Source organism: Candidatus Harpocratesius sp. (assembly GCF_054039255.1).
In genome coordinates, this window is the sequence record NZ_JBPLBG010000025.1 from 1 (window position 1) to 26,020 (window position 26,020).

Annotated in this window: 19 protein-coding genes and 1 CRISPR repeat array; of the genes, 14 read left to right on the plus strand and 5 right to left on the minus strand. The window is 29.0% G+C overall.

The genetic code is table 11. From position 1 onward, the window contains the following. Positions 1–66: 66 nt before the first annotated feature. Positions 67–1,979: a CRISPR direct-repeat array (repeat unit 37 nt; unit sequence CCTGCAAGCTTAAAACTATCAAAGAGATAATTGAAAT). A 255-nt stretch (positions 1,980–2,234) separates the two neighbouring features. The 6 genes from cmr1 to ACXLDF_RS04850 all read left to right on the plus strand — a co-directional run bounded on the left by cmr1 (position 2,235) and on the right by ACXLDF_RS04850 (position 9,032). Then, complete coding sequence (gene cmr1 / locus ACXLDF_RS04825) at positions 2,235–3,023, plus strand: type III-B CRISPR module RAMP protein Cmr1 (RefSeq protein ID WP_457557364.1); 789 nt, start codon at positions 2,235–2,237, stop codon at positions 3,021–3,023. Positions 3,024–3,151: 128 nt separating this feature from the next. Continuing rightward, on the plus strand, positions 3,152–3,847 hold the full coding sequence (locus ACXLDF_RS04830) for an RAMP superfamily CRISPR-associated protein (protein ID WP_457557365.1): 696 nt from the start codon (positions 3,152–3,154) through the stop codon (positions 3,845–3,847). A 1-nt stretch (position 3,848) separates the two neighbouring features. Continuing rightward, positions 3,849–6,839 (plus strand): CRISPR-associated protein Csx11, encoded by a 2,991-nt coding sequence (locus tag ACXLDF_RS04835; RefSeq protein WP_457557366.1) that lies wholly within the window; start codon positions 3,849–3,851, stop codon positions 6,837–6,839. Beyond that, positions 6,829–7,710 carry a type III-B CRISPR module RAMP protein Cmr4 gene (gene cmr4, locus ACXLDF_RS04840; RefSeq protein ID WP_457557367.1) on the plus strand — a complete coding sequence of 294 codons (882 nt, stop codon included), beginning with the start codon at positions 6,829–6,831 and terminating at the stop codon, positions 7,708–7,710. The genes ACXLDF_RS04835 and cmr4 overlap by 11 nt, the downstream gene beginning before the upstream one ends. A gap of 25 nt (positions 7,711–7,735) precedes the next feature. Further along, complete coding sequence (locus ACXLDF_RS04845; RefSeq protein ID WP_457557368.1) at positions 7,736–8,089, plus strand: hypothetical protein; 354 nt, start codon at positions 7,736–7,738, stop codon at positions 8,087–8,089. Between the two features lie 10 nt (positions 8,090–8,099). Then, complete coding sequence (locus tag ACXLDF_RS04850) at positions 8,100–9,032, plus strand: RAMP superfamily CRISPR-associated protein (RefSeq protein ID WP_457557369.1); 933 nt, start codon at positions 8,100–8,102, stop codon at positions 9,030–9,032. 174 nt (positions 9,033–9,206) lie between these two features. On the opposite strand, the gene ACXLDF_RS04855 is transcribed toward ACXLDF_RS04850, so the two are convergent. Continuing rightward, entirely contained in the window at positions 9,207–9,371 is a 165-nt protein-coding gene (locus tag ACXLDF_RS04855) for a hypothetical protein (protein WP_457557370.1), read from the minus strand. An 807-nt stretch (positions 9,372–10,178) separates the two neighbouring features. Here ACXLDF_RS04855 and ACXLDF_RS04860 point away from each other — a divergent pair. Both ACXLDF_RS04860 and ACXLDF_RS04865 read left to right on the plus strand, forming a co-directional pair. Further along, entirely contained in the window at positions 10,179–10,577 is a 399-nt protein-coding gene (locus tag ACXLDF_RS04860; protein WP_457557371.1) for a hypothetical protein, read from the plus strand. Between the two features lie 163 nt (positions 10,578–10,740). Further along, positions 10,741–11,019, plus strand: coding sequence for a hypothetical protein (locus ACXLDF_RS04865; protein WP_457557372.1), 279 nt, complete (start codon positions 10,741–10,743; stop codon positions 11,017–11,019). 380 nt (positions 11,020–11,399) lie between these two features. On the opposite strand, the gene ACXLDF_RS04870 is transcribed toward ACXLDF_RS04865, so the two are convergent. Next, positions 11,400–11,783 carry a hypothetical protein gene (locus ACXLDF_RS04870; RefSeq protein ID WP_457557373.1) on the minus strand — a complete coding sequence of 128 codons (384 nt, stop codon included), beginning with the start codon at positions 11,781–11,783 and terminating at the stop codon, positions 11,400–11,402. Between the two features lie 390 nt (positions 11,784–12,173). Here ACXLDF_RS04870 and cas8b point away from each other — a divergent pair, with 390 nt between their 5' ends. The 4 genes from cas8b (at position 12,174) to ACXLDF_RS04890 (ending at position 19,127) form a co-directional block, all read left to right on the plus strand. Next, the gene (gene cas8b, locus ACXLDF_RS04875) at positions 12,174–14,318 is read left to right on the plus strand and encodes a type I-B CRISPR-associated protein Cas8b/Csh1 (protein ID WP_457557374.1); all 2,145 of its coding nucleotides are present in this window, start codon (positions 12,174–12,176) and stop codon (positions 14,316–14,318) included. A gap of 74 nt (positions 14,319–14,392) precedes the next feature. Continuing rightward, entirely contained in the window at positions 14,393–15,361 is a 969-nt protein-coding gene (cas7b, locus tag ACXLDF_RS04880; RefSeq protein ID WP_457557375.1) for a type I-B CRISPR-associated protein Cas7/Csh2, read from the plus strand. Between the two features lie 50 nt (positions 15,362–15,411). Further along, entirely contained in the window at positions 15,412–16,203 is a 792-nt protein-coding gene (gene cas5b, locus ACXLDF_RS04885) for a type I-B CRISPR-associated protein Cas5b (RefSeq protein WP_457557376.1), read from the plus strand. Positions 16,204–16,319: 116 nt separating this feature from the next. After that, the gene (locus ACXLDF_RS04890; protein WP_457557377.1) at positions 16,320–19,127 is read left to right on the plus strand and encodes a CRISPR-associated endonuclease Cas3''; all 2,808 of its coding nucleotides are present in this window, start codon (positions 16,320–16,322) and stop codon (positions 19,125–19,127) included. Between the two features lie 196 nt (positions 19,128–19,323). On the opposite strand, the gene ACXLDF_RS04895 is transcribed toward ACXLDF_RS04890, so the two are convergent. From ACXLDF_RS04895 to ACXLDF_RS04905, 3 genes are all read right to left on the minus strand, one after another. Continuing rightward, positions 19,324–19,545 (minus strand): hypothetical protein, encoded by a 222-nt coding sequence (locus tag ACXLDF_RS04895; RefSeq protein WP_457557378.1) that lies wholly within the window; start codon positions 19,543–19,545, stop codon positions 19,324–19,326. 146 nt (positions 19,546–19,691) lie between these two features. Next, positions 19,692–19,919 carry a hypothetical protein gene (locus ACXLDF_RS04900; protein ID WP_457557379.1) on the minus strand — a complete coding sequence of 76 codons (228 nt, stop codon included), beginning with the start codon at positions 19,917–19,919 and terminating at the stop codon, positions 19,692–19,694. 33 nt (positions 19,920–19,952) lie between these two features. Then, entirely contained in the window at positions 19,953–20,108 is a 156-nt protein-coding gene (locus ACXLDF_RS04905) for a hypothetical protein (protein WP_457557380.1), read from the minus strand. A 689-nt stretch (positions 20,109–20,797) separates the two neighbouring features. Here ACXLDF_RS04905 and ACXLDF_RS04910 point away from each other — a divergent pair. Both ACXLDF_RS04910 and casA read left to right on the plus strand, forming a co-directional pair. Next, a complete protein-coding gene (locus ACXLDF_RS04910; RefSeq protein WP_457557381.1) occupies positions 20,798–24,235 on the plus strand; it encodes a CRISPR-associated endonuclease Cas3'' in 3,438 nt (1,145 codons plus the stop codon). 204 nt (positions 24,236–24,439) lie between these two features. Next, a complete protein-coding gene (gene casA, locus ACXLDF_RS04915) occupies positions 24,440–26,017 on the plus strand; it encodes a type I-E CRISPR-associated protein Cse1/CasA (protein ID WP_457557382.1) in 1,578 nt (525 codons plus the stop codon). Positions 26,018–26,020: the final 3 nt, after the last annotated feature.

Sequence of the window (26,020 nt, forward strand, 5' to 3'; positions counted from 1 at the left end):
TAAAACTATCAAAGAGATAATTGAAATTGTAAGCATTCCAGACCCCTGGTGTGCATGCACTCTTGCCCTGCAAGCTTAAAACTATCAAAGAGATAATTGAAATGCTCTGACACAATTGTACTATTGGAAAGTTTATTGGAACCTGCAAGCTTAAAACTATCAAAGAGATAATTGAAATAAATTTTATTTGGATTGATTTGGCATCCCACAACCGGTCCTGCAAGCTTAAAACTATCAAAGAGATAATTGAAATCAATGCATATTTCTTCTCAACATTGAGATTTTTCATGATCCTGCAAGCTTAAAACTATCAAAGAGATAATTGAAATTCGCTATTGCGGCAGAGAAGAAGATATTCATTAACCCCCCTGCAAGCTTAAAACTATCAAAGAGATAATTGAAATTCAAAACTGAAGGGAAAATTGCTTAAATCTTATAACTTTCCTGCAAGCTTAAAACTATCAAAGAGATAATTGAAATATTATGAAGATGGTTATATTGGAATAAAAATGATCGGGCCCTGCAAGCTTAAAACTATCAAAGAGATAATTGAAATCCTTCTATCTCAGGAGGTGGATGGAAGTGAAAAAAATGCCTGCAAGCTTAAAACTATCAAAGAGATAATTGAAATTTTTCAGTATATCGTAGAGGTATACCGCAAATTTATCCCCTGCAAGCTTAAAACTATCAAAGAGATAATTGAAATTTTGGGAGCAAATGAGCAAATTCCTTTAATTTACAATCCTGCAAGCTTAAAACTATCAAAGAGATAATTGAAATTCATCATTTTATCATATTTTTTATTGTAATTCCCTCTTACCTGCAAGCTTAAAACTATCAAAGAGATAATTGAAATTTATAAAGGAGAAATTTGTCATGTTCTTCAAACTTTGCCTGCAAGCTTAAAACTATCAAAGAGATAATTGAAATACTCTAAGACAAGTCCTATTACATAAAAAAGTTCATTCCTGCAAGCTTAAAACTATCAAAGAGATAATTGAAATGGAGTTATTCAATCTCCTGAAATAAATCGAATTTGGTTCCTGCAAGCTTAAAACTATCAAAGAGATAATTGAAATAATTTTAGCGTGTTTTTTTTCCCATTGCTCAAATTCTCCTGCAAGCTTAAAACTATCAAAGAGATAATTGAAATATCGCTATTCTAACAAACTCATTAGACTTCACATATGCCCTGCAAGCTTAAAACTATCAAAGAGATAATTGAAATCCGTAAGTGTATATACGTATATACACGTATGGATATTGTCCTGCAAGCTTAAAACTATCAAAGAGATAATTGAAATTTAATTATTGCATATATCTCACATGTGAATGTGGTTACCCTGCAAGCTTAAAACTATCAAAGAGATAATTGAAATAAAATTGTAAAAATTTTTTTTCTCTTCTTTTTCCCACCCTGCAAGCTTAAAACTATCAAAGAGATAATTGAAATTAACCATTTCATTGTATTTTCGATTGTAATCCCCTCTTCCTGCAAGCTTAAAACTATCAAAGAGATAATTGAAATTCCACCTCCTGAGATAGAAGGTGGTTAACGGGTGATAAACCTGCAAGCTTAAAACTATCAAAGAGATAATTGAAATATCACCCGAATCATCCCAAGAGGGGGAGTTTTCGCTAACCTGCAAGCTTAAAACTATCAAAGAGATAATTGAAATTTCGACTCGTTTCGACTCGACCCACAAGATCTCGAAGCCTGCAAGCTTAAAACTATCAAAGAGATAATTGAAATTCCATACCAAATAATTTACTTTATAATCTCCATTATCACCTGCAAGCTTAAAACTATCAAAGAGATAATTGAAATAAGAGGGATGGAAGTGAAAAAATGATAAATATCAACAACCTGCAAGCTTAAAACTATCAAAGAGATAATTGAAATTTCTCCCTCTTTACAAATATGTGCCCGATAATCTGGGGCCCTGCAAGCTTAAAACTATCAAAGAGATAATTGAAAATATGCTTATATTTGAGGATGAGTGTTTATTTATTCAATAAATTGCCTAATTAAAAATATATTTATATATTAATATATAGTTATATTAATCAAATTAGTCTTATATAATATCAAAAAAAGAAAAGTAAAATATATAAGAAAATTATTCCTGCATGGGAAATGCTTAAGTGAAAATCAGCATAATTTGAACTGAAAAGCTTTGGGACCTCGTCAAAAATATAAAATAAATGATTTTCTAGCGCAGAGTGGCAAGAAAATGGAAAAAAAAATAGTATCAATGAATATTATTACCTCTATATGGACAGGAAATGAAAATAAAAAAAATGCTTTGTCTATAAGAGAAACTGGAATATTAGGGAGCTTAAGATGGTGGTATGAATCAATAATTAGAGGCTTGGGGGGCAGTGCCTGTTTAATAACATCAAAGAATTCTAATTGTCAGAAAAATAAACATTGTAATGCTTGTGAATTATTTGGATGTTTAGGTTGGTCAAGGAAATTTAAATTAGATGCAGAAACAGTAAACATGGGAAAGAAAAAAGTTTTAAATTTAAGGTTTATCGAGTTAAGATATATAGAACCTATTGAATGGGCTTTGTTGAATTTAACTCTAAAGATTATCTCACAGTATGGTGCATTAGGGGGAAAAATTGCAGATTCTAAATATGGACTTGTAGAATTGAACAATGATATTAATGATCTTACAAAATATTCCTTAAATATAGAAGAATTGAATTTATATTTTGAAAAAAAAAACATAAAAAGATTTCAGAATCCCAATTTCTCAAGATTTATTTCTATTCAAAATTTTAATTTGGAAGATTTAAAAGAATTGAAAAATAAATTTTCTTTTTTAAAGGGAAATTCAAATCAAGCAAAAAGATATTTTTTAAAAAAAACAAGAGAAGATGATTTAAATCGATTATTTATATTTGCAAATAATCAAAATGAATATGAGAAAATTATTGATTATTCAAAAAGACACAATTGGAAATTAATAGAAGGTGAGGAAATATTAAGGAATTTATCAATCAAAAGCAAGTAAAAGATTATTACTTATCAAATTCAAGTGAATACTCTATTTCTGAATTTGAAAAAAAAAAATTGGTTCTTCAAAAAAAAGATACTGTGGATATTGAAAAATTTTACCCTTCTTCTTCAGAATTGCAATTTATGCCAATTAATTCAATGTTAATAAAGATAACTTTTACTCTAAAGAAGCCTTACACCAGTAAAGATGATAATGAATTTTATATAAAAAATCATGAAATTTTTGAAAATCCAATAGTAAGAGATAAATTAACAGGTTATCCCATTATCAAACCCTCAACATGGAAGGGACATCTCAGATTTGCAGCAGAAAGAGTAAATTGGGAAGATAATGAAAAGAAAAAAGAAATAATTAACAGATTATTTGGTTCAAAATATAAAGATGAAAGTGGAACATCCAGTTTTATAGGAAGAATTTATTTCTTTCCTACTTTTTTTAAAGAAGAACCCAAAAATTATGTAATTACTCCAATCAAAAGAGACACCCGAACCCCTGAAAGTGGTCCGATTTTTCTCGAAGTAATAAAATCTGGAATAAATGGATCATTTTTTCTACTATATTATCCATACCCAAAAAAAAAAAATGAAAATCAAAGTATTGTTAATAATGATTTTCTTTTTCTTGCAAATGCTTTACGATTGATGTACTATTATTACGGATTTTCAGCAAAAAAAACTTCGGGATTTGGTGTAATTGAAGAAACTCTAAAAGAAGGAAAAATTTGGATAAATTTAAAAAAAGGGGCGAAAATCAAACTAATTGAATTTGAAAACTTAGATGATTTAATAAAAATAAAATTGAATATTGGAGTAAAATAACATGAGTATTTTTTTGCAAAATTTAAAAAATTCGAGAGATGTAATACTAATTGGAGAAATTGGGGCATTACTCCATGATATCGGAAAATGTCATCCGAAATTTATAAAAAAAAATTCAATAGAAGGAGGTCAAAATTTCCACCATACTGAAATTGATGAATTTATAAATCCTATTTTACTTTCTCTTATTAAAAACCAAAAATTTACTAAAAGAATATGTAACGAAACATTTGATATATATTCAATGATTAGGAACCATCATTCAAACTCTGATAATTCTTTTATAATCAAACTCATACAAATATGCGATCGAAAGGATTCTGCAGATGATAAAGGAATTGTAAGGCGAAAACAACCAATTGATTTCACAGTTATATCTTCTCCATTTGGATTCCAAAAAGAAATAATTAAAATCAATAGTTTTGAAAATCAATTTAATTTTTTAAATGATAATTTAATTTGTATATTTAAAGAATATCTAATTAATGATAACCTTCAAAAATTGAGAGAGAAACTCTTGGATTGTCTAAAAAAACAATTCTCTCATGCATTAGGTGAAACTCGAATACCTGCAAACGATGTAACTCTGTGGGATCATTCGTATTCTACTTCATCTTTACTAAAAACGTTATTAGCTTCATTTTTCTTAGGAAATAAAGAGATATTGGAAAAAAATTTTGAACCAAAATGGAGATTATTTGGCATTTTGTGGAACGGAAAAGATTTTATAGGAAAAGGTCGAAAAATTTCAGATTTTTTGAAAAGAACAGAAATAATTAATGAGATAAAAAAAGAAATTAGAAAGGAATTCGAAATAGAATCTCCTTTTGGAAATGTAATTTATGAAGATATCAATTGTCTTTACTTTACTTTTCCTATTTTTGTTCAATCATCAAAGACTGAAAAATTTGCGAAAGAAATAAGTGAAAAAGCTTTGAAAATTATTAAAGAAAAAAGTAAAGGAGAAATTTGGCCTGTTTTTTCTTTAAGCAAAGAATCAAGATCTCTAACAATTATAGCTAATGAATTGCAGTTTTTAACAGAGATATTAAAAATACCAAAACGAACTTCTGTTTTATTTATTGAAGGAAAAGAAAAGGAATACTTTGATAATTATGATTTTCAAAATAAAGATAAAGTCCTTGCTTATTTTTCTAAAGATATTTGCCCGATTTGTGGTTTAAGGCTAAAATCTAACCAAAAAGAAAGATGTACTATATGTGAAGATCGAATTAAAGGTAGAAGGAAAGATTGGAATTTTGAAGGAAAAAAAACAATTTGGATTGATGAAGTTGCAGATATCTATAACCAAATTGCATTGATTTCTATTGATTTTGATTTAAGTAAATGGCTCGATGGAACATTAATAAAAACAATCTATTCTCAAACGATTAATGATTGGTTTGAAAAATTGAAAATTAACCAAATAGTGGAATTTATTAAAAGAAACAAAATTCGTGAAAAGTTAATTTTAATTCAAAGTATAAAGAGATATTTAGATGAACCTAAAAAATTATTAAATTATTTTATGAAAATAGTCTGTAATAATAGAATAAAACTAGATAATAAAAAAGTCCATGAAGATAAAGAGGATAATTTCGATAAATTCTTAGAAATTATTCTACAATCATTTTTTGAAGATAGCTTAAACAATTTAGGTTATGACACTATTATAAAAAGATTGGAATCGAATTTATTCCCCTTAAAATTTAATGAAGGAAATTTAAAGTGTTGGCTTTTTACTCAAAATCCTTCACCCGCACGGCTATATAGAATATGGTGCGAACTTGAAGAGTTTTTTTCATCCTTAATTCAAGATATTAAAAAACAAATTTTCTATTATAAATCAAAAAGATTAGTCCTTCCTATACATATAAACGAGATAAAAAAGAAGATCAATTGTAATCTTCAGAATACTCAGTTAATAATAAAAGTTAAAGAATTGGTTCCTGAAAAAATTGTTGTCTATTGCAATAAAGATTTCAAATTTGTTTCCATAGAATCAATGGAAAAATATAAGTTTAAAAAAAAGACTGGTGTAGAAGCAGTAAAAGAAGCAGTTGCAATAAACAAAATATATTTTGTTGCAACTGAAAATAAATCAGACGAAAATTTAATCAAATTAAATAATAAATTAAAGGTTGATAAAAGTAAAATTAAAACTATTGAGTATTTTCCTTTGATTTTAATTAATAAATCTTCAAATTCTCTCAGATTTATTGTACGAGCATCAAGTTCTTTAGCAATTCTTAATCTTTTGAAAGAAAAATATAATACTCAATTTGAAAAAGTTATTGGAAAACTATCTATGAATGTAAAATTGCTTATATCAAAAAAAAAGTTTCCTCTTTATATTCTTTTAGATACAGAACAACAGATGCTTAAAGGAACACAATTTAATAAATCTAAATTAATGAACCCTTGGTGGAATCTTAAAACATCAGAGAATTATGATTTTTATAAATATTATCCTTTCATTGATCTAGAAAAAGATGAAGGATATCAATTAAAGCATTTAAAAGAAATTTCAAAAGGAACTATATTTTCTCTCTTTCCGGGTTATTTTGATTTTGATTTTCTTGCTGGAACTTCAGATTGTTATAATATTTATTATGAAAATGGGAAAAGATGCAATAAATCTAATCATCTATTAACTAAAAGGCCTCTTTATTTCTATCAAATTTCTTATTTATTAGAAATTGTGGATCTTTTATTTCATAATCTCTCAATTTCGCAAATTCACTATTTAGAACAGATTTTTTTAGAAAAATTCAAAACCTTTAATGATAATTTCACTTTTGAATCTAATATTATTTTTTCAGAATTTGTTAAAACTTCTTTGAAAACCTCATTTAACGAAAAATGGGATAAATTCAGAGAGGAAACAAGAAACAAGCTGATAAATTCTGTTATTTCTGGATTATTTTTTGATGCTATAAGTTTATATGCCCACTACATGAAAAATGAAGGTAGAATGCAAAATGAACGATGAAAAAATACCAAATATACAAAAAATTTTTGGAAAAGCACTTGATCCAGTTCATATTGGAGCTGGAGCTTACAAACTCGCTAGAGTAGATAATGCAATAGTAAGAGATCCCACTACAGAGGTCCCAAAAATTCCAGGCACTACAATTGCAGGAGTTTTTAGAGAATATTATAAGCAATTTCTTGAAGAATCAACAAATCAAGAAAATCAACATTTATCAATTGATGAAATATTTGGGACCGATAAATTTAAAGGAAAAATGAGATTTTATGATGGTGAAATCATTTTCTTTCCTGTTTCTTCCATTAGTGGAATTGTTTGGCTTTCTACAAAAAGTCTTCTTCAATACTGGTTTAAAAAAGTAAATAGTTCAGAATCTCAAGATGCTGAAACGATAATTACTCTTCCAACTGAGATAAATGATAACTTTATTTACCCCTTAATAGGTTTAGATAATTTGCAATCTTTGAATTTAGGATGGTTATTATTAGAATGCAAGAAATTAGAAAATTATAATAATGAGAAAGTATTAATTCCTGAAATTCTCATCCAATATTTAAAAAAAATAGTAATTGTTTCTGAAAAATTATTTTCTCATATTATCAATGATAATTTAGAAGTTAGAACATCTGTTAGCATCGATTCAGCAACAGGTGCTGCAAAAGATGGTGCGCTTTTTACATATGAAGCAATTCCTCGAGGAACTATTTTTGGATTTGAAATAGGATATGATAAAATGTTGAATATTTCTAACGAAACCAAATCTCAAATAGATTGGATTATAAATGCTGTTAGACCTTATATAAAAATATTGGGAGTAGGAGGAATGGGAACAAGAGGTTTTGGAAGAATAAATATATTAAAATATGAATAAAAAGGGAAAAGGAGCATGATCAATTGTGAATCTAGATTATCTATGTATATTATATGGACAAAAAATTGGAATGCAGTATGACAAAATAATAATTCAAAAAGCAATTGGAATTTTACAGCAAGATGGTGTTTATGCAATGTTTTTATGGTTTAATCAGAAATCGGAAAAAGATAACCCAACAGAAAAATTTATTGAATTTTTTAACAGAAAAGAATTAAAAAGATGTTTTTTTCAAAAAGATCATTTATTTAGCAAAAAATTCAAAGATTTTTGTGAAGATCTTAAATATATTTCTAAAAATTTGGATAAATTATTTTTATTGAAGAAAATAATTGACCGTACATTAATTTATGCTTTATACCATGCAAAAATAAAGTAGGAGAAATTAAATGACAGATAATAAATGGGAAAAAAAAGTTATAGTTTTTAAATTGAAATCACCACTTCATATTGGTTTTAAACCATTTACTGGTTCAGTAGTTTCTCCAACAAGATATTATATTCCTGGAAGAAATTTATGGGGTGCAATAACAAAAAACCTTACTGAGCTTCAAAATGATTTCCCAAAGGCGATTGATTATAATAATACAGGAATTCAAGTTATAAAACAATATCGTTTTTCATATTTCTATATCTTTGATGGAAAGTTCATTTATTATCCCCATTTTACTAAAACAGGATTAAAATATGGAGATACAAAAAAGGAAATCCAGAAAAGTACATTTGAGCATAAATTCATTAGAAGCAAGATTTCAACTTCAATAAATAATTTTGGAACTGCTAAAGATAAAAGTCTTCACGAAATAGAGTTCATTAGAAAACAATTTCTTGATGAAAAGAAGAAAACTCATAACACAAAATTAATAGGTTTTATTTGGAAAAATAAGAATTATCAAGAATTAAATGAAGAATCAATCACGCTTAAGGAAACTCTTGATCATTTAATTTTAGGGGGCGAATCTCGATATGGATTTGGACATGTTCAACTTGATTCAATTAATAAAATAGACATTGATTTTCCTTTAGATTTTAGCATTGAAAATGATGAGATACATATTAAAATTACAAAAAATTTGAGTTTTTTACCTGCTCATATGAGTTATGATTCAAAAATAAAATTCAAAGGTGATATCGAGTTGATTTCTGGGCGGGGTTATATTAATCCTTATGATTTAAGGAAAGAAAAGCTTAATGTAAATGATAAAAAACCTGGATCCATATTATATAATCCACATCTTTATATTGTTCCTGGAAGTGTATTATTAGAAGATTTAGAATGTAAACTTCAATGGGATGGAACTTTAGTAGAATTAAATGAATAATTCATAAGATTAAAAATACATCATCTTCTTTGTGGACTACAAATAATTCTAATTTTAAAATATTTCAATTCTTAAGTTTACAAGTTAACGATCCGACAAAAATATTTTCTTAAAAATAATTAAAAATTCATCGATGAATTCCACTTACAATAAAAAAGTTAGGGGCATGTTTTATTAAACTTTTAGTAAATTCTTCAATTTCAATTTTTTTGCTAATTTTAAGGCCAAACCATCTATAGGGTCTAATTTCCATAATGGAACTGCTGTTGGAGATGTTTTTATCATCAAAACATGAATAGAACTTAATTCGTCTAACAATTCTACATAGGTGATCGGCACAGATTTCCTTGATAACTTTAAACGAAGTAATGATAGCAGAAGCAAGGCAATAACGCACACAAATACATGTGCGCGAATGCTATCAGAATAATGATACGTTGGACAATGTCATTAAGTTAAATATATATCGACATAAAAACACAACAATTTCTTTAAGGACAAAAGAGATCTTTCACATAAAATTAATATTATACACTAACACACCCTATAATTTTGAATATAAATTATATAAAATGGAGATTCTTTATTTATTCCGCCTATGCTGAGATCTAAATCGATATCTTTATATTCTAAGGATAATTCTTGTTATGCACATAAAAAAAACGTTAATTTACTGCCTATGGAAATGAAAATAACGAAATTTAAGTGTATAAATCATGAGTATTTACATGGAGCACGACAATAATATCAATTATATACAAAAAATCAAGAATAAAATCCTTGGATCTTCGCTGTGTCAAAAAAATAAATTAAATCTTGAAGATTTCACGAGAAACAGGAAATTAACTTTCGATCTTATGATCAGGATATTATTAAATAAGCTAGAACATTTAATTACTTCACACCTTAACCTAAGTTATGAAAAGCTATTTCCTAAGATTTAAATGTGATTCCAAAATCTAGCGCCTTTATTCAAGCAAGAAAAAAAATTATACATTAAGTCTTTATTGACTTGTTAGATTATTTTAACAAGTTTTTTACGAAAATCTTGAAAATAAATACGAGATTAACACATGTAAAGAACACACGCTTCTAGCAATAGATGAAAGTCGTTCTACAATACCTGTAACTGAGAAAACAGAGTCATTGTTCTCTAGAATTCGCTCAAAAAACCAAAAAGATGGAGTTTTACAGGGAAATGCGGTTTTTCTTTATGATCCACTCAACAATCTTTCTCTAAACTTTTCATTTGGAAAAGTTGAAGCTGAAAAAAAGCCATTTATAGAAAATCATATTCCTTTTATTAAAAAAGGGCCCGTAACAGACTTTTTACAGAACCCAATTCTTCTATTCGATAAATTTTTTATTGATTTTGGCATGTTTGCAGTGCTTATTGCAAATAATCTGAAGTTTTGTATACGGTCCAAGACATCTGCAACATTTAAAGTTATTGTAGACTTCGTGAATAACCAAAAAACTGATTCTATTCTTGAATTTAAATGTTCTCGCTCTCAAAAAGCATTATTGAAGAAAACAACTTATTAAAGGCTCTAAAATTGCGAGCAGTTAAGGTTACACTCTCTACAGGAGAGACTGAAGTTTTAATTACAAATTATTTAATAAAAAGAAATATCCTGCAACATGTTTTAAAGAACTTTATTTTAAACGATAGCGTGTAGAAGTTAGTTTTAGCTTTTTGAAAGTTTTCATGTCGATTAAGAATTTCTCATCTAATAATTTTCAGTTCATTTTGCAAGATTTTTACTCTTGCATATTTTTATATTCATTTTGTGAAATCTTAAAGAAAGAAGAGGACAAGCTTGCAAAAGCAAGAAAAGAAGCTAAAAATAGGAAATATGAATATCAAGTGAGTATTGCCAACTTGATCACTGCAGTACAGAATTATATAACTGGATTAATGCTTCTCCCCGATCTTGATCTTAAAATAATATATCAAAGGCTTTCATATTGGATTCAAGCGGAATAATACCCTATTCACAGTAATCAAATCTTTAATCGACCTAGACGGAGCGATTCAAAAAGTTTAGTATATCGAATTCTCTCAAAAAGAGCACATTCATGATTTAAAATTTTAGAAAAATAAATTTGATATTAAGTGGACAAATATGTATTTTTTTAACATGATGACATTACATAAATAGGATTTTAGATTCGCCTTTAGCCACATGATGACATCCGATATAGAGAGATTTGTGCAGTTCATGAATCATAGCGCCATGATAATGAAGGATTCTTCCAGTTCCTTTCATCGTTTTACTACCTTCAATTTTTAAATCTCTGCGTTTTTACCAATAACTGAGATCGGTTAAATCTAATTCTAAAATAATAGGATAAATTTTTCAATTTCTAAAAAAAAACAAAACGAATCATTTTTTCAAACACGATTCGATATACATTCTCCACATTTAGAAGAATTTGAGTGCGTAACCAATCATTTACAGTAGTTTGATTGGGGAAAGTGCGTGAAAATCTACCATCAATATATTTTTGAGGCTTGAAAATCAGATATTTTTGAGCCCAAGGGTATAATTTCACACAAGCATGGTGAATTGAGACACCTCGAATCCAAGAATAACATAATATTACTAAAATATCATCCAAATACCATTTTCGTCCATGTCGAGTGAGTCGAACCTCCAAAGCTTTTCTGACAGATTTCGCAAGATTTATGAAAAATGAATTCTTATTAAATTTTGGATAACATGTATCAAATCGAGAATTATGATGCATGGTTTAGGATTCTAATTTCATAATATTTCCCAAATATCCATTTTATTTATTCTTGTTGATGTAATTGCTAGATAATGCAATTATTTTGGAAGATCATCTTTTTGTCGAATGCTTGGGAACTGTTTGATAATTATTCACATTTTTCTAAAATTTCGCATCTCTCTTATCAAGAATTACTTGAAGATTAATTTTGGATTAACTTATTATCAAAACAATGTGCGGAGAATAAATTTAAAAAGGTATACAGTATCAAAAGTTAATAATAAAAATAATTTCGCAAAAGCTTAAGAATAACATTTTAACTCCAAAAATATTTAATTGTGAGAAAATAGAAAACTTTATTTAAGATTAAATTCGAAATAAATCAAAATAGATAAATTGACAATAGAAATGATGCACATTACTCGAAATTATGGGTCTATAATTTATCGACAAACAAAAGGTAGGTCCTTAGATTCTCTTAAATATCTAACTGAATCTATAAAATTAAATTCTAATAGTAGCAACTATGGGTTAATTTTTAATTTTAAACCTTCAGAACGAAAAATTGAAATTCAAAGAATTGAAATTACACAAGCAAATAAGGACAAAATTTCTCAAGAATATCTATGGGTAGGCAATACTCCTGATGTCTCAAATAGATTCATTACTACAAATTCAATTGATCGATATATCTCTCCAGATCTAAAGAAAAATACAATTTATCTTTTATCAAATAACCTTTCAGATGGAAAATTAAAAAGTTCCTTAAAAGAAATTATTGAGATATTTTTTCCTGAAAATAATCAATATATGATAGAATTAAACACTCTCTCCGATTTTCCTTCATACATAAGAAATTCATTATCAATTATTGAAAATTATAGAAAATCATCCAATAAAGAAGAAGAAAAGCAGAATTCGAAGTATTTAATTTCAGTTTTACCATTTTTGAGCAGTAAAGATCTCCCATTTTTTGAAAAAAATATATTTTCAGAATCTGATTTAGAAAAATTCTTAGAAGAAAAATGTCCTAGTAAACCCAATGAAAAGGCAAAATATATAACTAAGATTTTATCGTCAATTATAGGAATAGATATTGAAAAAGAAGTTGTTTTATTATCCTCTCAAATTGATGGAAATTTAATCTCAAGAAATGAAGAATATATCGAATTTCTTTTTTCAGAGAAATTTGATCAATCAAATGCTAAAAAAGTAAAAACTAAGAATCTGATTTGTTCCTTATGTGGACAAAATCCTGCAATTTCAACAGATTATCTGAAAAAATCAAAAATAAAATTCTTTATGACCAATAAAGATATTTTTACAGCAGGTTTAGCTAAGAATTTTGAAAATAACTTTAATTTATGCTATCAATGTTTTAAAGAGTTAATTTTAGGCGAGAAATTCTTATTATCAAGTTTGAAAGTTTTTTGGGCTGGTAGAAATATGCTCATTATTCCTGAAATAACACCAATTAGTGATTTAGAGCCTGGTGATCTTAAAAATATTGAAGAAAAAACTCGACTAATTCACGATCAAATGTATAAATTTGAAGAACATCGAAATATTCAGAAAGAGTTAGAAGATTTACAAGAAATAATTGGATTTCATTCACTTGTTTATCACTATGTATTCTTCACGACAGATAATGGTGGAAGACCAAATAAAATTATCAAAATAATAAGAGATGTTCCACCTACTCGTTTGAAAAAAATAATGAATGTTATTGAAGAAATCGCTGGAGACACTCAAATTAGAAACGAAAAAATAAAGGGTATTGATCTGTTAAGCATATATTATTCTATTCCTGTAAGAATTGATAAAAAGAAGAAGCCTAAAGGAAAAAGCTATGTCTACACGATATATGATGCAATTTTTTCCCAAAAAAAGTTAGATCATCATCAAATAATCGAAAATTTTCAGCGATCTATTCACCATCTTTATTATAATACTCAAGGTTATAATCTGACAGACAATAAATCTGGTTATGCTATAATATTTAATGTGATTGATAAAACATTGATTATGAATACTATTCTTGAGTTTTTAGAAAAGATAAATTCCTTATCAATTATTCAAAAAAAACCTAAACCGTTGATAAACATGACTGAAAAAGATAAACCGCAAATTCAAGAAGAAATAGATAACTATTGGGCAAATAAATCTGTTTATAATAAAAATGAAGCAAGAGCATTATTCCTAATGGGAATTTTACTTGCTGATGCTGGATCTGCTCAATATGAAAAGTTGAATTCTGAACCCATTTTAAAGAAGGTTCAGTTTAATGGTATGAAACTTGATCGAATTATTCAGTTATTAAATGAAATTGTTGATAAATTGATTAAATATAAGAAATATCATTTTGATTCAAGTATTCATGCTGGTGTTCAAGAATATATAGATAGAGTAAATCCTTCTGACTGGGAACTTACACCTTCAGAAAATGTATTCTATCTTATGTCTGGATATGCTTTTAAAAGAGCATTTTTAAGAAAATTAGGAAAATTTACAACCACCTCATCCGCAGATAATACATCTGAGAATACCGAGTAAATCTCAGTAATTCTGCTTTAGTAAGATATAAAAAATTTTTTTTAAAAACAAACAGCAAAAAAAGGTTGAAATATATGTCCGCAAAGAGTGAATCTAAAAAATTGATTAAATCAAATGAGGAAATTCTCTTCATTTATGATGCTGAAATGACAAATCCTAACGGGGATCCTGATAATGAAAACAAACCTCGAATGGATATTGCAACTTCTACTAATATCGTTACTGATGTCAGGTTGAAGCGATATATTCGTGACTACTTAGAAAAATATGAAAAAAGGGAGATTTATGTAACTAATCCTGAAGGTATCGTGTTAAATGCCTCTGATCGATTGAAATTTATGCTTTGGAGGGATGCAAACCCAAAAAAAGAAGTAAATCTCAAAGAAGCTAAAAAAAAGAAATTAAATGATTTAACCTATAAAGATGTTCAGAGAAGATTTATTGATATCAGATTATTTGGTGCAACTATTCCGATAAAAGCTGAAGGTGGTGGATCATCTATTCAAGTGATTGGGCCTTTGCAATTTACCTGGGGGACATCTTTCAATCAAGTTGAATTTGTAGATACTACGGGGATTACTAGTCATTTTTCTTCAGGAGAAGGATCGCAAGGAACAATGGGAACCGATTATCGAATTTATTATTCTCTCCTGGGTTTTTATGGAATTCTCAGTGCAAAACGGGCTCAACATACTACATTGACAGAGGAAGATATTAAGTTATTTGATAAATCCATCGTGAAATGCATCCCATTGATGGCCACTAGAAGTAAGATTGGGCAATTTCCACGATTATATTTACGGATTATTTATAAAACTGAATTTGATTTTATAGGAGATTTACGTCGATATATCAAAATTAAGAATCCAAAAGGATTACGGAAAATCGATGATGTAAAATTCGATTTCAGCAAATTAGATGAAGTTATTGATGAAAATAAAAATAAAATCGAAAAGATAGTATATTGGGCAGATAAGTCTGTAAAGTTCGATAAATGTAATTTTAAACAAGCAAGTTTATTCGAAGATCTTAAAATAGAATAATAATTTGCTTTTTTTTAAATAATTCTTAAAAATAGGAGTGTCTAGTAATAATGACAGAAAAAAAGCAAAATCTCCCGCAAGAAGAATTACTCCAGAATATAATTCAATATAAAGATTGTTTCATTCCACAGAAAGTTTTAATTTTTGATTTAATTGGAAAAATGGCTCATTTTAGAAATCTGCAAACTAATTCTACTTCTCTATCTTATCATTTTCCCCCTCCAACAACAATACATGGTATTTTAGCGGCGATATTAGGATTAGAACGGGATTCATATTATGAAATCTTTAAGTATCAAAATACTTTTATAGGGCTTCAGATCTTAACCCCTTTACGAAAAGAATTGTTCACATTGAACTATTTGAAATATACATTAGGTGGTTATACCCAAATTCCTGTAGAAATTATTTTACCTTTAAATGACGATGAGTTTCGTTATCGTATTTATTTTTCTCATTTTGATAAAGAAATTTATGAGAATTTAAAAAAATTATTGCAGAATCACCAAGCGGTATATCCACCAAGTTTAGGTTTATCAGAAATGCTTGCTGATTTTGAATTTATTGGTGAAGGTACTCTAGAAAAAATCCAACTTGATCATGAAATTGAGATAAATTCAGTATTTCGTTCCGATCGATATGAGATCATAACTAAACCTGAAAATTTCAAAATATTTCCTGAATATATGCGCTATTTTTTTGAAAGCGGGCGTATTCCTGGACCAATGATGACCTACTTTTATCTTTCAGGTGGATCTTTACGAATCAAAGTGAATAGAGAGAATCAATTTTTCAAGATTCTATTCAATTCTAACCAGCAATCTGTAATTTGTCGATTATAAAATAAAGAATAATTCTTTAATGTTTTGATTTATTTACCAAAAAATCTTTCAAAAATTCCTTTTGAAACCCTTTTTTCAATAATTATATATAAAACTATTATAAAAGTTGGATAAAATTGGAGACTCGACTATATTCTCATCCAAATATAAAGCTTGAAGATCATCTTTCGCAAGTTACTCTTCAAATGGATAAAAATCTACAACAAATTGATTTTTCTAATTTTCCAATCAGTATTGAAATTGCTAGAATTTTTAGTTTTATTATTGGAATTTTCCATGATTTTGGAAAATGTTCTTCTTATTTTCAAGTTCATCTTAATAAAAATCAGAAAATTCAGTATTCTCATCATTCACCAATAAGTGCATTTGTTGGGGCACATTTCGTAGAATGGTTTCTTAATTTAGAGGAAATAAAGAAAAATATTGTAAAGCAAAAATCACAATGTATGACCGATAATTTCGATTATCAAATCCTAATCATTATCGCATTTATCACCATAAGACGTCATCATTCTAACCTTCAATCCATTTTAACTGAATTAGATGATGATATGGTCATACAACAGCATGAAGCTAATGAATTCGAGTATATTGCAAAAGATTTGATGAAAAAAGAAAGAATTTCACAAATTAAAGATCTTTATCACAGAATTCTTATTCAATTCCAAGAAACAGTTCCTTGTTTATATAATCATAAAGAGGATTTTATAAATGAAATTGAAAATGCTTTAAGAAAAATTGATTCTCATGAGAAAATTAGAGTTATAATTAAAAGCTTACGTATAAAGTTTAAAAAATATCTCAGAAATATGAAAAAATCATCGAAAATAACACAAGAACTTATTCTTTTCAATTATTCTCTTTTGAATTTTATATTCTCTTCTTTAATTGATTCAGATAAATTGATTGCTGCGGGCATTTCTACTTATTCAATAACACGAAGAGAAATCCCCGATAATGCTGTAGATGAATATAAAAAATATCTTTTTGGGGATAAAGTTAGCTCGAATTTTGATAAATTTAGAGAAGAATTTTATTGTGATTCTTTAAATTCTTTAACACAATTAAATGATGATGAACTTTACAAACAAAGAATATTTTCACTTACTGCCCCTACTGGCATTGGTAAAACCTTTACTGTCTTATCTTTTGCATTAAAGTTAAGAGCGCGCTTAAAGACCTTAAATAATTGCAAAATCTCAAATAATAGGTCTGCAATTAATAATAATAATATAGAAGAATTTTCTCCAAGAATTATATATTGTTTACCTTTTACAAGCATTATTGATCAAAATTATCTAGAAATAGAAAAAATTCTACAAATCTCTATTCTTGATTTTCAATCAAATCAGCATGAATATTTACTAAAGATCCATCATTTATCTGAAATACTATATAAAACAAATGACAATGAACTTCCTAATGATCAAGCCTTACTTTTGACTGAGTCTTGGAATTCTGAAATAATAGTTACTACTTTTTATCAAGTATTTTATACATTGTTTGGATATCAAAATCGACAATTAAAAAAGTTTCATAGATTAACAAATAGTATTTTAATATTTGATGAAATTCAAGCATTTCCTCCTGATTACTGGATTCCTTTAAGATATATTCTGCTTACTATGTCAAAGTTCTTCAATCTTAGAGTAATTTTTCTAACTGCAACACAACCAGCTATTATGGAGAAAGGTGAAATTCTTGAAATAAACCCAAAAATAGAATATTATTTTAAATCACCCTTTTTAAATCGAATCAATTTCATATATTCATTCAATGGTGTTAATTATCTTTCCAATTATCTAAATAAGATGGATATTAATAGGTTAAAGCAAAAAAGTACAATTTTTGTGGCAAATACCATTCGAACTTCTTTGCAAATTGTAAAATTTCTTCTAAATACTCTCGAAAATGCAGTTCCAATTAATGAAATCGAATCGCGAATAAAAGAAGAGGTTAAAATTAATTTTAATGAGAATTTTTTGATTAAAAAGGGAAATAGAGAAAAAATTATCTCAATTTTATCGAATTATAAAAATAAATCGATAATTGTCTATCTTTCAAGTATGATTATTCCACATCAGCGTAAAATCAGAATCCAACTTTTATCACTAATAAATCAATTAAAAATTCACTCTATAACAGTAAGTACACAAGTTATTGAAGCAGGTGTGGATATTGATGCTGAATTGATAATACGAGATTTTGCACCTCTTGATTCTTTGATTCAAGTCTCAGGTAGATGTAATCGCAATGCTAAAAATGATTCATTTCATCGTGGTAATGTTGAAATAAATTACTGGAAAAATCCTGCCCACAAGAATCGTCCTTACTGCAGTTACATATACAATGATAATCTTCTTACAGCAACAAAATCCATTTTAGAAGAAGAAAAAAAAATACAAAAACTACCTTGGTCTGAAAATGTCTTTCTTCCCTTATCAAAGGCTTATTTTAATTCTATAAAAGAATTAATTAGTTCGAATTCAGAATTGAGAGATTCTAAAGTGTCTATATTATTGAATTTAGCATACAGCCGAAATCGAAACTTAGGAAAAAGAAACGAAATTTTATATATTCAAGATTTTGAATTAATTCCTAAAGAATACATTAAACATGACATTCTTATAATATTGGATGAAAATACAAAAATGTTATTCCAAGATTATTGTAATAAGATTAATGATTTATATAAAGCAAAAAATCGTAATTTTAAAGAAAGAATGCAAAGAAAAATAGATGTTTTAAATCAATTAAGGAAATTACGACAATTTTTTGTACCTATCTATCACAAAGATTATGAAAAAATAAAGGGAAAATTAAAAAATAAAGCAAATATTTGTTATATTCCCTTATGTGAGACTGGATTATACCATCCTCTTTATGGAATCGATATTGTTAATAAAATTAAAGATATTTTATAAATATCTAAAGATTAATGAACGTATTTATTTTTTATTAACTCCTTTTTTTTTGAGTTCTCAATGAAATAACTTTTTTTACATTTTCCTCGTCCCCTACCAGATTTTGATAAAATTAACGCAGGTTATAAATTAATAGTCTGAGTAAATTCATCTACTTGGATGCTGGAACAGCTGCACATGCATTAGCTGGCCCAGGTTATAAATTAATAGTCTGAGTAAATTCATCTACAAACCAATCGCGATATTCTTGGAACGTCATTTGGTGATTTGGGTAGATTTGATCCCGTTCAATTTGCCAGAAGTTAAAGAGTAAATATTTGCCCATTTCAGCAAAAAGCCGTGTCCCATCATCGTTTGACCGCCATAGTCCTTTGTGGATATCTATATCACGAAACACGGTCTCAATTTGCCATCCCATTTTGCAATATCGTTTTATAGGTACACGAAAGATTTTGAGCGATATTGTGGTACAATAGCTGCAATTAATCCCAATAATTGTTCGCATACTTTGTCTAAACTTTGTTGTCCTTGTCGATTGTCAGTTTTCAAGTCATATATTCGCTGTTATTTTCGAGGAAATAAATGAACCCAACAACGCGTCAATTTTCGTTTTCGGTTCGTTTTATTCTTAGTTCTTATTGTAAAAATTTGAATTCTCCCTCTATTTCCCAAAATGTATTCTCTTTTTGCTTTTTTGAGTTGTTTGTTGTTTTTTGCATGCGTAATTACAAGAATATCTCTGTTTTTAAATGATTTTAGGATATTTTGGCGATAATATTGACGAACAATCATACAAATTTTGATTTTAAGACCTAAATTTAATAATCAATTTGCAATATCAAGCACAAATAGGATTCTAGATTTGCCTTTAACCACATGAAGGCAGCTGATATAGAGAGATTTGTATAGTTCATGAATCATGGCGCCATGATAATGACGGATTTTTCCGGTTCCTTTCACTATTTTACTACTTTTAATCATTAAATCTCTGCGTTTTCCTCAATAACTGAGATAGGTTAAATTGAATTCAAGAACAACTGGATGCATTTTGAGATTAGAAAGAAATACCATCCAAATCATCTTTTTAAACACGATGTGATAAATATCCTCCAAATTCAAGATATTTTGAGTGCGTAACTAATCATTCATAGTAGTTTTATGAGGGAAAGCGCGTGAAAATCTACTATCAGCATATTTTTGAGGGGAAAAATATAGATAATTTTGGGCCCAGTGGTTTAATTTCTCACATGCATGGTGAATTGAGACACCTCGAATCCAAGAATAGCACAATATCGCTAAAATATCACTTATTTACCATTTTGCTCATGTCGAGTGAGTGGAACCTAAAAAGCTTTTCAGATAGATATCATAAGGTTTATGAAAAATAAAATCTTATTAAATTCTGGATAACATGCACCAATTTGAAAAAAATTATGTATGCTATGGGTTTTCACCGCATATTATGTTCAATATATCTCTTTTATTTATTCTTATTGATGTAAAAACTAAATTATGCTTATATTTTAGAAGATCATCTTTTTGTCGAATGCTTGAGAACTGTTTTCATGGACTATCAGTAAAAAAGATTTCTTATAATGAATGTGATAACCGATGTACTTAAAAAGATGTGAAAGATCTTTAAATGTAAAAGAAAATCCAAGTGAAACAAAATGATCAGTGACATAAGCCCTGGTAAATTTCTTTGCCTTTGGGGGAAGACCACTACTAAAACTCCGAATTCTTTGGAAGACTTTTATCCTGTGGTATATCACATGGCTGATGTAATGGTCGTTGGGCAAGAATTAGCAAAGACGCCAGCCTTTCATGGTGTTTTTAGTAAGATCTGGGAATTAATTAAAATTACAGATGATTCTAAACCAACGCCTAACTCAAATGAAGTGCAATCTTTTATCTGGTTTATTTTGGCTATGCATGATATGGGCAAAATTTCGCCACATTTTCAAAATCGTGGTGGAAATATTATTGTCAACGCTTTGGAACGTTATGGTTTTCCAATAAAATTCACGCCTGAGAAAAGCAATCATCCAGGGCTTGGGATGAAAATTTTTGATGATTTAGCTTCTTCTTATAAAATTCCGCGCCGTGTAAAAACGATAATTCGAAAAGTTATCTTGGGTCATCATGGTCGTTTTGATGATCAAAATAGTTCAGAGCATCCCATGATAAAGAAAGAATGGAAACCAATTCGTGAAAGGATTTGGAATCTATTTCTTGAAATTTTAAATTGTCATCCTGATAAATGGAGGAATTTACAGATCAATCATGCCAGTATTGTGGGGATTTCTCTGCAAAGTCTATTAGTATTGTCAGATTGGCTGGCATCAAATGAGAAATTGTTTCATTGGCAAAGTCTTAATCAAATTCCCTCAGAAGGAGATCTTTCTGATATTCTTTCCCTGCATATTGAATCATCACGCATGTTGGCAAGAAATGTTCTGCAAAAAATGGGATTTAATTCAAATTTAAGGACTTTTTTACCAGAAAATATCTCATTACAATCGCTGTTTGCACAGTTTAATTTTACAAATTTATATTCTATTCAAGAATTAGCCAATCGGTTAACTGGACAGGAAAAAGTAGTTATCTTAGAAGCCATGATGGGTGATGGAAAAACTGAAGCTGCTTTGACAATTGCAAGTAAAATTATGCAACAGCAGCATTCTACTGGTTTCTATGTTGCTTTACCCACAACAGCTACTTCTAATCAGATGTTTAAACGTATTCAAGAGTTTTTAGGGATATTTGGCTCATTTTTTCCATTTAACACTCAATTAGTTCATGGTCGTGCTTGGGTTGTGGATAAATTGACTATGGATAAATCTGAAGTATTTGGATTCATTGAACCCGAATATAAGGCAGAAATACAAGAATATTTCGATGCATTTAAGTGGTTTGAGGCTAAACGGCGCGCTTTGTTAAGCCCGTTTGCAGTAGGAACCATTGATCAAGCCTTAATGGCAGTATTAAATGTAAAATTTGGATTTCTTCGTTTGTTAGGGTTAACCAATAAAATTCTGATACTGGATGAAGTGCATGCATATGATGCTTATATGATGGAAATTTTTGATCGATTGTTAGAATGGGCTTCGATCTTGGATATTCCTGTTATTTTATTATCAGCAACACTTCCAGAGAAGAGAAAGCAGCATATTTTTTCACATTATCTCGAAGCGAAGCAAAAATATGGGGTTCTTGATAGTTTAAAGTTTTCAAATTCTATTAGCACTAGAAGGAGTAAATTGGAAATATCTCCAGAATCAAGAGAAAAGATAAAGCAAACGACATCAAAAAGGCAAACGAGATTAAATGAATCAATGACATTGAAAAAACCAACGATATCAACAAAATCCTCTGATATTACATCAAGATCTCAATCAGTATTATCGAATAATGAGCTCGAAGAACTCAAAATAGCAGAAACAGGTTCTGAATTGCGAGTTGAGTCTTATCCTATGATCTCATTTGTAGATCGTTTAGGAAATATTGGTATTGAAACAATGGAAAAAACATCTTGTAGTTCTCAAAAAAAATATCACATTTACAATTTACCCGGCACTGAAGGAAATACTGATCGAATGGGCTCCATTATTGTGAATACCATATATCAAATACTTAAAACACAAACCCAAAGTTCGGACAATGAAGGTAAAGAAAGAGATTTTGGTTGCCAATGTGTGTTGGTAAACACAGTGTCCATGGCACAAGAATTATTCAGAAAGTTAGAAATTGTTTTAAGTAAAAATTCGCCTCTCCGGGAAGATTGGGTTCCAAATAATACACAAGTTTTACTTTTTCATAGTCGATATACAGTTGAAGATCGAGAATCCATTGAAAATCTTGTGAAAAAATATTTTGGAAAAAACAGTCTTCTCTCCAAATATTCTTCTAAATATCAAGCTCGTCCTGCTAATACGATTTTGGTAGCAACTCAAGTGGTAGAACAGAGCTTGGATTTAGATTTTGACCTAATGTTTACAGAATTGGCCCCCATCGATTTACTCGTTCAAAGGATGGGGAGAGTGTGGCGGCATTCTCGTGAATACCGTCCTACTTCAAAGGTATTTCCCAATCCAACAGTATTTATTTTTGGTGCCACGTTTCCGCCTCAAAATCAACCAAGTTATTTATCTACATTTTTCTATTCTGGATCAATCACTGATTCAAGTTCTTGGTTGAGCAAGTTGAGTGAGTTGAGTGAGTCTAATGAAAAAAAGAACACTATTGAACCTCTTGAAATGCCAACCTTAACTAATTCGCAAAATTCAAAGAAAAAAATCCTGGAAATTACTGGAAATTCAAAATATATCTATTCTCCATATCTTTTAGTTCGCACTCAAATTATACTAGATGCTTTAACACATTCATCTCAAAACACATTTTCACAAAAAAAATCTACACAAAACGCTTCTTTTCAAGATCTTTACCGAATTTGTGTAGAATTTCCCCGAGATTTGCGGGAATTGGTTGAACGGGTATATCAACCATTAGTTTCATTTCCTCCTCCTCCACGAGGGAGAAAACCTGCTTATTTATCATCTGCTGTTGATGAGTTGGATGCCTTATTCAAAAAATATAATCAAAACGAAGAAGAATCGAGCCAAAAAACACTCCAGTATCTAATTCCTCCCCCAATTAGTAAAACCTACCGTTATGCAGAAACATATCAGAAAGCTTTTGAAGAGGGAGAAGAACACGATGGTAATTCTGCATTTAAAGCAAAAACACGCTTGATTACGGATAATTGTTCCATTATTTTAATCAAAGAAGGAAGTCGACTTGATTCTTACTACCAGAAAAAGAAAGATGACAAAATAATTCCAAATAAGTGGAAAAAGGAATTTTTAATGCGTTCTGTTTCAATTCGTTATTCAATAATTGAAAATTCAACCCCGAAAGCAGGTTATCAACCTATCTGCCTTGCTCCAAAATGGATGTATGGCTATTTCTTAGTATTTGTAAAGCCCAGTGTAAATGATGAATTTGACATTTCATATTACGAATTTTGGGAAGGTGTTAAAAAAAATGGAATGGGTATAAAGCTTAAATATTCAAAAAAAAAAGGAGTTACTATTATTAAATCAAAATGATATGACAATCAGTAAATAAATTCGTTAGTAATATAATGAATTAGGAATGAAATGAATTGAAAAATAATAGACAATACCATGGAACTCAACTCAATAGTACTATTGAGTCAATTCTTAAGATAATCAGGTAATTATGCTAACAAATTATGATTAATATGTAATATCGTTTTTTTTATTATATATAACAAAATTCAGTGAATAAAAATGGTAATAGAAATTCCCGATGTACATTATAATTTATTAGAAGAAGCATGGATTCCTGTGGTGGACAGTTCGGGGAATCCTCGAGAAGTTAATTTGCTCGAAGTTTTTCAACAAGCACATGAGATCCGCCAAATCCAAGATGCTTCTCCTGAGTTTGAATTCGGAATGTATCGTTTTCTTATCGCACTAATTTTAGATTTTTATAATTTATCCAGTGTGGATGATATTAAGGATCTTCTCGAAAAAGGGCAATTTGATGACGATATCCTGAAAGAATTGGAAACCATTCGAAACCGGTTTGATTTGTTTGATCCCAATCACCCTTTTTATCAAGGGTCACCTAAAGAAATAGAAAAAAAGGATTTAAAATCTGTTTGTAGTCTTTTTCATCACATACCTTCTGGTATTAATCCTATCTTTTTCAATCACAGTTTTGAAAATGATTTATCTTTTAGCGCCAAAATCTGCGCTCGTGCGTTATGTGCTTTACCTACGTTTAGTACAGCGGGTGGTGTTGGCTTTTCTCCTAGTATTAATGGAACTCCGCCGATTTATGAATTGATAGAAGGAAAAAATTTGTTCCAAACTCTTCTATTAAATACATATACTGGATATACAGATTTTCCTTCGGGTCATTTTGAAGTTCCATGGCGTTCTGAGAAATATATTGAGTCTAAAGCTAAAAAGATGGTAACTTCTTACCTACATGGATTAACATGGATGCCTCGATATTGTGTGTTGATTCCAATGAAAGAGCGGGGAAAATGCAGTTATTCAAATGAAGAAAATCAAATATTAATAAATAGGATTGTATTTAAACCTGGTTGGAAATTTGTAGATGATGCGAATATTTGGCGCGATCCTAATGTTGCATATAGAAAGACAAAAAAGGGTTATTTTCCCATCCGTTTCACTCCTGGAAAGGATTTTTGGCGTGACTACGGCCCATTGATGCTGTTGTCTGAAAAGGATTATGAAAATGAGAAAACTCACATCCGATACAACCGCCCTACAATCATTACTCAACTTCAAGATATATATCAAGATGAAGAAGAACTTGATTTGGAAAGAGTATCGTTGAATTTATATGTATTGGAATCAGATAAAGCCAAATTAAAGAATTGGCGACGCTCAATCTTATCACTTCCGAAAGAGATTACCTTTTCAGAACATGCAGGTGCAATTATTCAAGAATTATTAGATGCTGCTGAATTAGCTGAATATTACATAAACTTATCTCTTAAGCATCTTTATCCTCGGGATGCCAAAGGGAATTCTAAAGGATTTAATTTAATTAGAGAGCAAGCAAAAACAAATTTCTGGAATCAATTACATCAACCTTTTGAAGAAAAAATAATAATATATCTTCAAAAAAATATAAATAATCCCGATGTTGGGCAAGAAATTCGCCCTATTTGGGGGAAGGTTTTGATAGACACTGCAACTTCTGTGGTAGAGACTATATTAGACTCATTTGATGGTTCAGCTGAATATTTAAAAAAAGCGGAGAAAGTCCGTTCTGATTACCGTCCGAGGATTTATGGGATAAAAAAGCGTTTAATGCCCAATCAACCCTAATCG